Here is a 13,066-nt window from a genome sequence, read left to right on the forward strand (position 1 = left end):
CTCCTCCATCCTTCGGTTGGGACGTTCGCCGTCCTGTTCGTCGTTTTCGTCCCTACGGCAAAGGCTGTACCAGCGAGCCGTGCGGGCATTCCGGCGGGTGGCATCGAGCGAGCGCGATCGTTTTGTTAGAACTCTTTAAGAAGACGCAGAAACGTGGAGCGATAGGGGGCGAGCGAAGCGCGGATCTTCGCCGAGGTGCGCTCGAGGCTCTCGGCGCTCTGGAGGTCCTTCGGCTTGATGCCGAGCTTTGCCAGGCGGCTGTAAACGTACGGTAACGAGCGGTTCATCCTGCGCGACAGCTCGCGCGCGCTCCCCGTCTCCCGCGCGCACTTCAAGAACAGGAGATCGTCGAGCTTCTCGATCTCTTGCGGTTGAATCTGCGGGGCCGCGGCGGCATCGTCTGCGAGCTCGCTCTGCTGGGCCAGGAGGTCGAGCGCGCACGCGGCCCGCCAGTTCTCCTCGACGCTCCGCTCCGGGTCTCGCACGAGGAAGTACCGCTCGACGGCGTTGCGGAGCTCGCGGACATTGCCCCTGTAAACACCGCTGCTCGCGAGCTCGCCCAGGGCGCTCACCTCGCGCGCGGAGGCGGTCGTGCGGTAGCGCTCGCTCAGCTCCACGGCGAGCACCCGCGTGAGGCCGCGCAAGTCGTCCCTGCTCGGCGGCGGCACGACGATCGTGAACACGCTGAGCCGGAAGAACAGGTCGGACCGGAACGTCGTGTCGAGCCCGGCGGCGAGATCGCGGTTCGTGGCGGCGAGGATGCGGACGTCCACGCTCTTCTCCTCGCAGCCGCCCACGGGCCAGAACGAGCCGTCCGCGAGGAAGCGGAGGAGCTTCGCCTGCGCCTCCGTCGGCAGCTCGCCGATCTCGTCGAGGAACAGGCTGCCCCCGGAGGCGAGCTCCACGACGCCGCGCTTGGAGGCCGTCGCCCCCGTGTAGGCGCCGCGCACGTGGCCGAACAGCTCGCTCTCGAAGAGCGTCTGCGTCAGCGCTGCGCAGTTGACCGTGATGAGCCGGTGCTTCGAGCGCCTGCTGTGATGGTGGATGTCGCGCGCGAGGATGTCCTTCCCCGCTCCGGTCGGCCCGACGATGAGGACCGAGCAGTCCGCGGACGCGGCCTGTTTCGCATACTGAAGGGCCCTGCGCCGTGCGTCTGAGTGCGCGACGAATCGCCAAGAGCTGGTCATCAATGCATCTCCTGATTCTGTAGGACGAGCGCTGTCTGTCTGTCTGGCGCCGCCCGCACGGGCGGGGCCATATGCGAACATATCGCAGCTCGCCTAGCGCCTTCGGCCTCTCACCGGGCGAGGGGGCGCGGCCGGGCACCGAACCAGGAAACTTCTCGACACGGAAGTCGCGGGCGCCGGCGCCGGGGCGCCGAGCGGCCCGTCACCGCATCTGCGAGGAGGGGAGAGCGGAGGCGAGGGCCCGCGCGCGGCGCCGCGAGGAACACCGCGGCGGCGGAGGGCTCAGGGCGTCGCGGAGGCCGTCAGGCGGTCGACCACGGCGCGGTTCGAGTCGGCCGTGTGCCGGCAGTTGTCGCAGCGGCCGCAGTCGGGCGCGCCCTCTCCGGCCGCGGCCTCGCCGGGCTCCTCGAAATACGTCTTCAGGGCCGCCATCCGGCACGCCGGGCTCTCGGCGTAGCGCATCACCGCCTCGAGCCGCTCGCGGTCGCCCGCGCGCCGCTCCTCATAGGCCTTGAGGAACGCGTCGAGCTCCGCCTCGTCGGCGAAGTCGCGCAGCCGGCGCACGCCGCGGCTCCGGTCGACGATGCCGGCGGCCTCGAGCAGCGCCACCACGACCTTCACCTTGCGCTCCGGCAGGTCCGCGACCTCCGCCAGCGCCTTCACCGGCACCCCCGCCCGCCTCTTGCCCTCGGCCCGCTGCGCCTCGAGGCGGCCGAGGGTCTCGTAGACTCGGTAGCTCTCGTCGGGGCGCGGGTACTTGCCCCCGAGGAAGAACGCCTGGATTCGCCGGTCCTCCACGCGGTACAGCAGGACGCCGCGGGCCGGGCGGCCGTCGCGCCCGGCGCGCCCGGCCTCCTGATAATAGCTCTCCAGCGAGTCGGGGAAGTGGTAGTGGACGACGTAGCGGATATCGGGCTTGTCGATGCCGAGGCCGAACGCCTTCGTGGCGACGATGAGGCGGTACTCGTCGCTCATGAACCGCTGCTGGGCCTCCTCCCGCTCCCTCGGGCGCATCTGCCCGTGATAGCGGCCCACCGAGATCCCTTGATCCGCGAGCCACCGGTGGAGATCGTTCGCGGTCCGGACCGTCGCCGTGTACGCGATCCCGACGCCGCGCTCCTCCTCGAGGACGCGCAGGAGCCGCTCGCGCTTCTTCTCCTCGTTCGGCGTGCGGATCACCTCGAGCGACAGCTGCGGGCGGTCGATGCCGGTGTTCACGACGGCCGCGGCGCGCATGTCGAGCTGCTCCACGATGTCGCTCGCCACCTCGGGCGTCGCCGTCGCCGTGAGGGCCAGCACCGGCGGCCGCCCGAGCGCGGCGATCGCGTCGCGGAGCCCGAGGTACGCAGGCCGGAAGTCGTGGCCCCACTGCGAGACGCAGTGCGCCTCGTCGACCACGAAGAGCGACACGCCCGAGCGCCGGAGCAGGTCGATGTACTCCGGGTTCTCGAGCCGCTCCGGCGTCACGTAGACGAGCGGGAGGTCGCCGCTCTGGATCCCCTGGGCGGCCTCCCGCTCCTCGGCCGTGGTCAGCGTGGAGTTGAGCTTTGCAGCAGGGATATCCGCCTGCGCCAGCTTCTCCTGCTGATCCTGCATCAGCGAGATGAGCGGCGAGACGACCACGGCCGGGCGCGGCAGGAGGAGCGCCGGCAGCTGATAGCAGAGCGATTTGCCCGCCCCCGTCGGCAGGAGCCCCAGGGCGTCTCGCCCGGCGAGCACCGCCTCGATGAGCTCACGCTGGCCCGGCCGGAAGGTCTTCACGCCGAACCGCTCGCGCGCCATGTGCCGGATCTCCTGCCAGCTCGGCGCGCCACGCTGTTGTCCCATTCGCGCGAGCATGGCGCGCTCGCGCAGGGCGCGCCATGCTCGCGCGCCCTCGATTGCCGCTCGGCGCGGCGCTGCGGCGGCCGGTGAGGGCGTCCATTGAGGCAAAACGTCACTGAGACGAAAAGCCACACATCGGCCGGAGCGCTCCGCGCCGGCACACCGGAGTGAAGACCTGTCATGACGCAGAGGAGCGGACGCGAATCGAGATCGAGGACGGCCCGCGCGGGCGCCGCCGCCCGGGCGCCGCGACGGCGCGCCAGAGAATGGTGCTTTGGGCTCAGCGCAGGTCCGTGCGGCGACGGGCGCGCCTCTGCTGCGATTCCCTATGAGCCTCAGGTTATTCCTTCATCGGCCGATCCGCAGCCGCGGGATCGCGTGGCGACCGTGACAAATGGCTGCCTGCACGAAGCCTTGTTCGAAGTAGATTCTGCGCGGGAGGCACACGACGAATGACGGAAGCGTCGGACGATCAGAAGATGAGCAGCCAAGCAGACGGCGCCGCACGAGAGGCGGCGCGGCTCGTCGAGGCGGCGTGCGACGGCGTGGCGCCGCGGCTGCCGCGCGCCACGTACCGCGTGCAGCTCAACAAGGACTTCACCTTCGAGCAGGCGCGGCGCGTCGTCGCCTACCTCGACGCGCTCGGCGTCAGCGATCTCTACTCGTCGCCCTTCTTCAAGGCGCGCCCGGAGAGCCTGCACGGCTACGACCTCGTCGATCACAACGCGCTGAACCCCGCGATCGGCGGCCGCGACGACCTCGACCGGCTCACGGGCGAGCTCGCGGCGCACGGCATGGGCCTCGTGCTCGACTTCGTGCCCAACCACATGGGCGTCGGCACGTCCGACAACGCCTGGTGGAACGACGTCCTCGAGAACGGCCCGAGCTCGCTCTACGCGCCGTTCTTCGACATCGACTGGGCGCCGCTCAAGACGGAGCTCAAGCACAAGGTGCTGCTCCCCGTGCTCGGCGACCACTACGGGCCCGTGCTCGAGCGCGGCGAGCTCAAGATCGAGTTCGAGAACGGCGCGTGCGTCCTCCGGTACTTCGATCACGTCTTCCCGGTGAACCCGCGGACGTACGGGATGGTCATCGGGCCGCTCGTGCCCAACCTGGCCGCCGCGCTCGGCGAGGAGCACGACGCGCTCCTCGAGCTGCAGAGCATCCTGACCGGGCTCCGCAACCTGCCGCCGCGGACGGAGACGCAGCGGGCCAAGGTGATCGAGCGGCGGCGCGAGAAGCAGGTCCTCAAGCGGCGGCTCGCGACGCTCGTCGCGGACTCGCCCGAGATCGCGGCGGCGGTGGCGGAGGGCGTCGAGCGCATCAACGGCAAGGCGGGCGATCCGCGGAGCTTCGACGCGCTCGAGGCGCTGCTCGAGGAGCAGGCCTACCGGCTGAGCTTCTGGCGCACCGCCGCCGAGGAGATCAACTACCGCCGGTTCTTCGACATCAACGAGCTCGCGGCGATCAGGATGGAGCACCGGCCGGTCTTCACCGAGGCGCACCGGCTCGTCTTCGAGCTCTGCGAGCGCGGCCAGGTCACGGGCCTGCGCATCGATCACCCCGACGGCCTCTGGGACCCGATCGGCTACTTCGAGGACCTGCAGCGGGGCTACCTGGTCGAGCGCTGCCGCCGCCGCTTCCTCGCCGAGGCCGCGGGCGAGCCGGAGCCGCGCAGCCTCGACGAAGCGCGCCGGAGGCCGCCGGCCGCCGCCCGCTTCGCCAAGCTGGAGCCGGCGATCCGCGCGGCCCTCGAGGAGCGCGTGGCCGCCGGGGCGGCGCACGGCGCGCGCGGCCCGTCGATCGAGCGGCCGATGTACGTCGTCGTCGAGAAGATCCTCGCCCGCGGCGAGACGCTGCCCGAGGCGTGGCCCATCCACGGGACGAGCGGCTACGACTTCACGGCGGCGGTGGGCGAGCTCTTCGTCGACTCCTCGAGCGAGGCGTCGATGACCGCGATCTACGAGCGGTTCATCGGCGATCAGCTGGAGTTCGACACGCTCGTCTACGAGAAGAAGAAGGTGATCCTGCGGACGGCGCTGGCGAGCGAGCTCAACGTGCTCACGCACGCGCTGAACCGGCTCACCGAGCGCGACCGCCGCTTCCGCGATTTCACCCTGGGCTCGCTCAACGACGCCCTTCGCGAGGTGATCGCGTGCTTCCCGGTCTACCGCACGTACGTCAACGAGCGGACGCCGACGATCTCGGACCACGACCGGGTCGCGATCGGCCGCGCGGTCGCCCTCGCGCGCCGGCGCAACCCGACGATGGAGGCGACGATCTTCACGTTCCTGCGCTCGGTCCTGATGCTCGACCCGGATCTGTCCCGCGACGGGGACCGGCGCCCCTTCTGCGAGTTCGTGATGAAGTTCCAGCAGCTCACCGGCCCGGTGATGGCCAAGGGGCTCGAGGACACGTCGTTCTACATCTACAACCGGCTCGTGTCGCTCAACGAGGTCGGCGGCGAGCCCGAGCGCTACGGCGCGAGCGTGCTCGCGTTCCACCGCGCCAACGTGCAGCGGCAGAAGACGTGGCCCTATTCGATGCTCGCGACGTCGACGCACGACACGAAGCGGAGCGAGGACGTGCGCGCGCGGATCAGCGTGCTCTCGGAGATCCCGTCGGCGTGGGAGGAGACGCTCCACCGCGCGGCCGCCGCCGCGGCGCCGCTCAAGGCCGAGATCGAGGGCCGCCTCGCGCCGGACAGCAACGAGGAGTACCTCTTCTACCAGACGCTCCTCGGGAGCCTGCCGATCGAGCCGCTGCTCGGCGCCTCCAGCGGCCCGCGGGCGCCCGAGGGCGACGCGCTCTCGGCCTACACGGATCGCCTCGTGGACTACATGCGCAAGGCCACGAAGGAGGCGAAGGTCAACACGTCCTGGATCGACGCGCAGCCCGAGTACGACGCCGCCGTCGAGGCGTTCGTGCGCAAGGCGATCGCGTCCGCGGACGTCCTGGGCGCGCTCCTGCCGCTCGCGCGCGTGGTCGCCTACCACGGCATGTGGGGCTCGCTCTCGCAGACGCTCCTGAAGCTCACGGCGCCGGGCGTGCCGGACATCTACCAGGGCAACGAGGTGTGGGACTTCAGCCTGGTCGACCCCGACAACCGCCGCGCGGTCGACTACGCGTCGCGCGAGGAGGCGCTCGCGGAGATCCGCGCGCGGTGGAACGGCGGCGACCTCGCGCTCGCGCGCGAGCTCTGCGGCGCGGCGCGCGACGGCCGCATCAAGCTCTTCGTCACGCACGTGGCGCTCGATCTGCGCCGGCGGCACCCGGCGCTCTTCGGCGCCGACGGGGCCTACGCCCCGCGCGCCGTGATCGGCGAGCGCGAGACGCACGTCGTCGCCTTCGCGCGTCGCGACCCGAAGGACGGGCGCTCGGCCGTCGTGATCGCGCCCCGGTTCAGCGCGCGGCTGCTCGGCGGCGCCTGCGCCCCGCCGACGGGGAAGGCGTGGGCGGGGACCTTCGTCGACGTGGAGCCCGGCCTCTACACGGATCTCTTCACCGGCGCCGAGATCGAGGCGTCGCCTTCCGCTTCCTTGCCGCGCGATGCCGTCGCGACGTCCGAGCCCAAGGACGGCGCGGTGCTCCCGCTCGACCGCGTGCTCTCCGATTTTCCCGTCGCCCTGCTCGTGCGGGCGACCCAGCGAGGTCAGTGACATGAAGGCGATTCGCACGATGGGCGCATGGCTCGAGGGCGGCGCGGTCCGCTTCCGGGTCTGGGCGCCCGACCACGATCGGATCGAGATCGTCACCTACGCCAACGACGGCGAGGAGATCACGGGCGCGCTGCCCGCGACCCCCACCGGCGGCGGCTACTTCGAGGCGACGGCGCCGGGCCTCGGGGCGGGCGCGCTCTACAAGGTGCGGATCGACGGGGAGGGGCCGTTCCCGGACCCCTACTCGCGCGCGCAGCCGTTCGGCGTGCACGGCCCGTCGGCGGTCGACGACCCCTCGTTCGCGTGGACCGACGCGGGGTGGAAGGGCGTCGCGCTCGAGGAGCTCGTCCTCTACGAGGTGCACGTCGGCACGGCGACGCCGGAGGGCACGTTCGACGCGCTCATCGGGCGGCTCGCCGACCTGCGGGAGCTCGGGATCACCGCCATCGAGCTCATGCCTGTCGCGAGCTTCCCGGGCGAGCGCGGGTGGGGGTACGACGGGGTCGATCTCTTCGCCCCGGCCGCGGCCTACGGCGGCCCGGAGGGCCTCCGCCGCCTGGTCGACGCGGCCCACGCGGCCGGGCTCGGGGTGATCCTCGACTGCGTCTACAACCACTTCGGCCCCGACGGGAACTACCTCCGCGCCTACGCGAAGCGCTACTTCACCCATCGCCACATGACGCCCTGGGGCGACGCGGTGAACTACGACGGCGAGGGCGCCGAGCAGGTGCGCGCGCTCGCCATCGCGAACGCCGAGATGTGGATCCGCGACTTCCACATCGACGGCCTCCGCCTCGACGCGACGCACGCGATCCTCGACGACACCGAGCCCCACATCCTCCGGGAGATCGCCGAGCGCGCGCGGGCGGCCGGCGAGGGGCGGCGCGTCGTGGTGATCGCCGAGGACAGCATGAACGACGCGCGCCTCGTGACGCCCGTCGAGCAGGGCGGGTACGGCCTCGACGGCGTGTGGGCCGACGACTTCCACCACGAGCTCCGCGTGCTCTTCGCCGGGGATCGCGACGGCTACTTCGAGGATCACCGGGGCACGGCCGAGGACATCGCCGCGACGATCCGCAAGGGGTGGCTCTACGAGGGGCAGGTCTCGAAGCACTCGGGCAAGCCGCGCGGGACGCCCGCCGAGCCGGTGCCGCCGCCGCGGTTCGTGCACTGCATCCAGAACCACGATCAGATCGGCAACCGCGCGCTCGGCGACCGGCTCGGGGACAAGGTGAGCCCGGCGGCCTTCCGGACGATGTCGGCGCTGCTCCTGCTCACGCCGTACACGCCGCTCCTGTTCATGGGCCAGGAGTGGAACGCGCGGACGCCGTTCCAGTACTTCACCGATCACCACGACGAGCTCGGCCGGCTCGTCACCGAGGGCCGCCGGCGCGAGTTCCAGTACTTCACGTCGTTCGGCGGCGCGGAGGTGCCGGATCCGCAGGATCCGCGGACGTTCCAGCGCTCGAAGCTCGACTGGACCGAGCGGCAGCGGCCGGAGCACGCCGGCGTGCTCGCCTGGTCCCGCGAACTCCTCGGCCTGCGCGCGTCGCACCCCGCGCTGCGGAGCCGCGCGCGCGACGCGTTCTCGGCCGAGGCGCTCTCCCCGGACGCGGTCCGGATCGAGCGCCGCGGCGGCGAGACCGCGGTGGTCGCGCTCGTCGCGCTCCGCGGCGCGCTCGCCCTGGACCTCGGCCGCCCGGAGGCGCGGGTGCTCGCGTTCAGCGAGGAGCCGCGGTTCGGCGGCGCGGCGCAGCGGGCGCCGATCGAGCGCGGCCGGGCGGCGTTCGAGGGCCCGGCGGTCCTGATCGTCGAGGTGCCGCTCCGGTGACGCCGGCGGCGGCGATCGGGCCGCCGGCGCCGAGCGCGTCGAACACGCCGGTCGCGCCGAGCGCCCCGATCACGTCGAGCCCACCGACGGCGCCGATCGCATCCACCCTGTCGATCCCCTAGGCTCCGGCGCGATGCTGAAGCCCGTCACGTTCACGCCCATCGGCGTGGTGCGCACCCCGTTCCCCGACCGCGTGAGCGCGCCGCGGCAGCCGCACGCCGCGGCCGGGGCGGAGGGCACGATCGAGCTCGTGCCCGGCCGCGGCCTGGAGCACGCGCTCTGCGACATCGAGGGGTGGGACTACCTCTGGGTGGTCTTCTGGTTCCACCTCAACGAGGGCTGGCGCCCGAAGGTCCTGCCGCCGCGGAGCGCCGGCAAGCGGCGCGGCGTGCTGTCGACGCGCTCGCCGCACCGCCCGAACCCGATCGGCCTCAGCGTGGTCAAGCTCCTCGGGGTGGACGGCCTCACCTTGCGCGTGAGCGGCGTGGACATGATCGACGGCACCCCGGTGCTCGATCTGAAGCCGTACGTGCCCTACGCCGACGCCTACCCGCACGCGCGCACCGGCTGGGTCGCGCCGCTCGCGCCGGGCGAGGCGCCGGCGGATCCGGAGCCGGGCTTCGAGGTGGTCTGGGGCGAGCGCGCGGCCGAGCAGGCCGCCTGGCTCGACGCGACGCACGGGGTCGCGCTGCGCGAGCGGGTGGACCGCGCGCTCGCGCTCGGCCCGCAGCCGCACCCTTACCGGAGGATCCGCGCCGACGGGGACGCGATGCGGCTCGCCGTGACCTCGTGGCGGGTGCGGTTCAGGGCCGAGGGGCGGCGGATCGAGGTGCTGTCCGTGGCGACCGGCTACCGCGAAAAGGAGCTCTGGAGCGGAGACGCGCCCGAGCTCGAGGCGCACCGGCAGTTCGTGGAGCGGTTCGGACGCGGCTAGTTCCGTGCGTCAGAAACCCCGCCAGGGATCTGCCTCGCGAGCGAAGAGAAAGTTCGATGCAAAGGCGCAAAGACGAAAAATATATAATATTTGTTCCTTTGCGCCTTTGCGCCTTTGCGTTGAGCTCTCTCCGGATGGCGTGCCGGGAACTCCGCATCGGCGGTGCGTCTCCGGCCCTTGCGGAACGAGGTGAGCGCAGACAAAGCGTCCACGGCGTCTCGCCCGTCACGCCGGGCGGACTCGCGCGACGCGAATCGAATGAGTGTGATCTCCACGAAGCAGGGTCGCAGGGCCGAGCCGAGGGGGGCCGAGCCGCGGGGGGCCGAGCCGCGCCGGGTGGATCCGCAGTTCCGTCTGCTCGCCGACAGCATCCCGCAGCTGGTCTGGGTCGCCGGCAGCGGCGGCTCGTGCGATTACGTCAACGGCCGCTTTCGCGAGTACACCGGCCCGGCCGCGGACCAGGTGATGCGCCTCGGTCTGGCCGCCGTCATCCATCCGGAGGATGCGGTGCGCTGCATCGCGGCGTGGCGGACGGCCGTCGAGCGGGGCGCGGCCCTCGAGCTGGAGGTCCGCCTGCGGCGGCATGACGGCGCCTACCGCTGGTTCCGCGGTCGAGCCGAGCCCATCATCGAGGATGCGGGCGGCCGGGCGGGCCGCTGGCTCGGCACGGCGACCGACATCGACGAGCGGGCGCGAGGAGAGGGCGCGCCGCGCGGCCCGAGCGAGGCCGAGCTGCATCCCAGGGCCGCCCTCCTGGATCAGGCCGGCGAGGAGCGCCTGCGCGAGAGCGATGAGCGCCTGCGGCTGGCCCTCGCGGGCGGCCATCTCGGCATCTGGGAGTGGGATGTGCCGAGCGGGCGCCTCTTCTGGTCGGAGGAGGCGCTCGAGTGCGCGGGCGCCGACGAGGCAGAGTTCGGCGGCACCGTGGACGATTTCGCGCGGCGCCTGCACCCCGACGACCGGGACGCGGTTTGGGGGCAGGTCGAGAGCGCGTTTCGCGGCGAGACGGACTACTCCGTCGAGTTCCGCTTCCTCCATGCCGACGGGCGCGTGCGCTGGGTTTACAGCCGCGCGCTGGTGCAGCGGGATCACGGCGGTCGCCCGCTGCGGATGGTGGGCGTGGTCGGGGACATCACTCCCCGGAAGCTCTCGGAGCTGGCCCTCCGGGAGAGCGAGGAGCGCTTCCGCAACATGGCCGATCAATCGCCGGTGATGATCTGGATCACGGACTCCGACGGCCGCGCCACTTACGGCAACCGGTGGTGGTCCGAGTTCACGGATCAGGGCGCAGCGACCTACGTCGGCTTCGGCTGGCTCGACGCGATCCACCCCGAGGATCGCCAGGCCACGATGGAGGTCTTCCGGCGGGCCGAGGCGCGGCGCGAGCCCTTCCGGCTGGATTACCGCCTGCGCCGGCGCGACGGCGAGTACCGCTGGTGCATCGCGTCGGGCTCGCCGCGGCTCGGCCCGGACGGCGAGTTCCTCGGCTACGTCGGCTCGGTCATCGACATCACCGAGCGCAAGCAGGCCGAGCTCCTGCTCCAGGAGAGCGAGGAGCGATTCCGTCGCGCCGTGATGGCGATCCCGTTCCCGATCATGATTCACGCCGACGACGGCCAGGTCGTCAGCGTCAACCCCGCGTGGACCGACATCGCCGGCTACGCCAGCCAGGAGATCCCCACCATCGAGGCGTGGATCGACAGGGCGCATCCGGCCCAGAAGGACGCCATCCGCTCCAGGGTCAAGGCCCTGTACGCGCTGGATGCCGCCTCCACCGGCGAGCTCGAGGCCGCGGTCATCACGGCGCACGGCGAGCAGCGCACGTGGCTCTTCCGCGGGGCGCCGCTGGGCAAGGACGCGGCGGGCAGGCGGCTCGTCATCAGCATCGCCCACGACATCACCGAGAGGAAGCAGGTCGACGACATGGTCCGGAAGAGCGAGGCGAAGTTCCGGACGCTCGCCGACGCCATGCCGCAGATCGCCTGGACGGCGCGCCCGGACGGCAGCGTCGATTACTACAACCGCAGGTGGTACGAGATCTGCGGCCTGAGCGAGGGCGAGGCGACCGGCGACAGCTGGATCTCCTTCGTGCACCCGGACGATCGCCCGACGTGCACTGGCAGCTGGCGCCGTTCGGTCCTGTCCGGCGAGCCGTTCGAGCTCGAGTACCGCTTCTGGGTCCTCGCTGCCCGCGAGCACCGCTGGTACCTGGGCCGCGCGGTGCCCGTGCATGGGCCGTCGGGCGAGATCGTGAAGTGGTATGGCACCTGCACGGACATCCACGATCGGAAGTGCGCCGAGGCCACGCTGAGGGAAGCGGACCAGCGCAAGAACCAGTTCCTGGCGATGCTCGCCCACGAGCTGCGCAACCCGCTCGGGCCCCTGCGCAACGCCGCCGAGCTCCTGCGGCGGTCCGGGCCCCAGCAGCCGTCGACCGCGTGGGCGTGCGGCGTGCTCGAGCGGCAGGTCTCGCACATGGCCCGGCTGGTCGACGATCTCCTCGACGTCTCGCGCGTGGCCCGCGGCCGGATCGAGCTGCGCAAGCAGCGCTGCGACCTCGCGCACCTGCTCCGGCAGACCGCCGAGGACTACCGCAGCACGCTGGAGGCGAGCGGCCTCGAGCTCGCGCTGGAGATCCCGGCCGAGCCGCTGTGGATCCACGGCGACCCGACCCGCCTGTCGCAGGCCATCGGCAACGTGCTGCACAACGCGAGCAAGTTCACCGAGGCCGGCGGACGGGTGACGGTCGCCCTGTCGCCGGCGCCGGAGAGCTCGGCCGCGATCCGCGTCCGCGACACCGGCATCGGCATGGATGCGGCGATGCTGGCGCGCGCCTTCGAGCCGTTCAGCCAGGCCGACTGCAGCCTGGACCGCAGCCGGGGCGGGCTCGGGCTGGGCCTCGCGCTGGTCAAGGGGCTCGTCGAGCTGCACGGCGGCGCGGTCTCGGCCGAGAGCGCGGGGATCGGCCGCGGGACGGAGGTGGTCCTCCGCCTGCCGCTCTCGCGCGAGGTCGCGCTGCCCTCCGGGGGCGCCGCGCCGGCCTCGGACCTCGCGGCGCGATCGCTGCGCATCCTGATCATCGAGGACAACGTCGACGCCGCGGAGACCTTGCAAGCGCTGCTCGCCATGGAGGGCCACCGGGTCGAGGTGGCCCTGTCCGGGCCCGCCGGCGTCGATGCGGCCCGCGCGTTCCTGCCGGAGGTCGTCTTGTGCGACATCGGCCTCCCCGGCGGGATGGATGGGTACGGCGTGGCGCGCGCCCTGATGGGGAGCCCGGGCACCTCCCCCTCGCTCATGATCGCGCTGACCGGCTATGGCCGGGAGGAAGATCGACGCCGGGCCCAGGAGGCCGGCTTCGCCATGCACCTCGTCAAGCCGATCGAGCCGAGCGCGCTGCAGACCGTCCTCGCCTCGATCGCGGCGCGGGGGTGAGCGGAGGCGGGAGCGGGCCGCCTCGACGATCGATCTCCAGGCGGTCCACCCGCCGTCCACGGCCATCGCGCGCCCGTTGATGTACGTCGCGCGGTCGGAGAGGAGGAACGCGGCTGAGCCCGACCAGGCCGTGCTTGGAGGCCACGTAGGCCGGGAGCGACCCGACCCCGGCCAGGCCCGCTAACCCCGCGCCCTGACC

General features: G+C 72.1%; 6 protein-coding genes. 4 read left to right on the plus strand and 2 right to left on the minus strand.

All coding sequences use genetic code 11. The features are described from left to right. Positions 1 to 125: 125 nt before the first annotated feature. Positions 126 to 1,187: a sigma 54-interacting transcriptional regulator gene (locus WMF20_RS13885; protein WP_129574806.1), complete on the minus strand. Its 1,062-nt coding sequence runs from the start codon at positions 1,185 to 1,187 to the stop codon at positions 126 to 128. A gap of 282 nt (positions 1,188 to 1,469) precedes the next feature. Beyond that, positions 1,470 to 3,014 (minus strand): RecQ family ATP-dependent DNA helicase, encoded by a 1,545-nt coding sequence (locus WMF20_RS13890; RefSeq protein ID WP_437613930.1) that lies wholly within the window; start codon positions 3,012 to 3,014, stop codon positions 1,470 to 1,472. 449 nt (positions 3,015 to 3,463) lie between these two features. On the opposite strand from WMF20_RS13890, the gene treY reads away from it, so the two are divergent. The 4 genes from treY to WMF20_RS13910 all read left to right on the plus strand — a co-directional run bounded on the left by treY (position 3,464) and on the right by WMF20_RS13910 (position 12,867). Next, positions 3,464 to 6,670, plus strand: coding sequence for a malto-oligosyltrehalose synthase (treY, locus tag WMF20_RS13895; protein WP_437613932.1), 3,207 nt, complete (start codon positions 3,464 to 3,466; stop codon positions 6,668 to 6,670). A 1-nt stretch (position 6,671) separates the two neighbouring features. Beyond that, positions 6,672 to 8,501, plus strand: a complete 1,830-nt coding sequence (gene treZ, locus WMF20_RS13900) for a malto-oligosyltrehalose trehalohydrolase (RefSeq protein WP_437613934.1) — start codon at positions 6,672 to 6,674, stop codon at positions 8,499 to 8,501. Between the two features lie 133 nt (positions 8,502 to 8,634). Further along, positions 8,635 to 9,435, plus strand: coding sequence for a tRNA (N6-threonylcarbamoyladenosine(37)-N6)-methyltransferase TrmO (tsaA, locus tag WMF20_RS13905; RefSeq protein ID WP_129574809.1), 801 nt, complete (start codon positions 8,635 to 8,637; stop codon positions 9,433 to 9,435). 258 nt (positions 9,436 to 9,693) lie between these two features. Then, entirely contained in the window at positions 9,694 to 12,867 is a 3,174-nt protein-coding gene (locus WMF20_RS13910) for a hybrid sensor histidine kinase/response regulator (RefSeq protein ID WP_437613937.1), read from the plus strand. Positions 12,868 to 13,066 lie beyond the last annotated feature (199 nt).

The organism is Sorangium sp. So ce834, from assembly GCF_051521425.1.
In the GTDB taxonomy this organism is placed as follows: domain Bacteria; phylum Myxococcota_A; class Polyangia; order Polyangiales; family Polyangiaceae; genus Sorangium; species Sorangium cellulosum_D.

Excerpts from the sequence above, each read along its gene's own strand:
- WMF20_RS13885 (WP_129574806.1), bottom strand. The coding sequence starts at position 1,187 with ATGACCAGCTCTTGGCGATTCGTCGCGCACTCAGACGCACGGCGCAGG.
- WMF20_RS13890 (WP_437613930.1), bottom strand. The coding sequence starts at position 3,014 with ATGGGACAACAGCGTGGCGCGCCGAGCTGGCAGGAGATCCGGCACATG.
- treY (WP_437613932.1), top strand. The coding sequence starts at position 3,464 with ATGACGGAAGCGTCGGACGATCAGAAGATGAGCAGCCAAGCAGACGGC.
- treZ (WP_437613934.1), top strand. The coding sequence starts at position 6,672 with ATGAAGGCGATTCGCACGATGGGCGCATGGCTCGAGGGCGGCGCGGTC.
- tsaA (WP_129574809.1), top strand. The coding sequence starts at position 8,635 with ATGCTGAAGCCCGTCACGTTCACGCCCATCGGCGTGGTGCGCACCCCG.
- WMF20_RS13910 (WP_437613937.1), top strand. The coding sequence starts at position 9,694 with ATGAGTGTGATCTCCACGAAGCAGGGTCGCAGGGCCGAGCCGAGGGGG.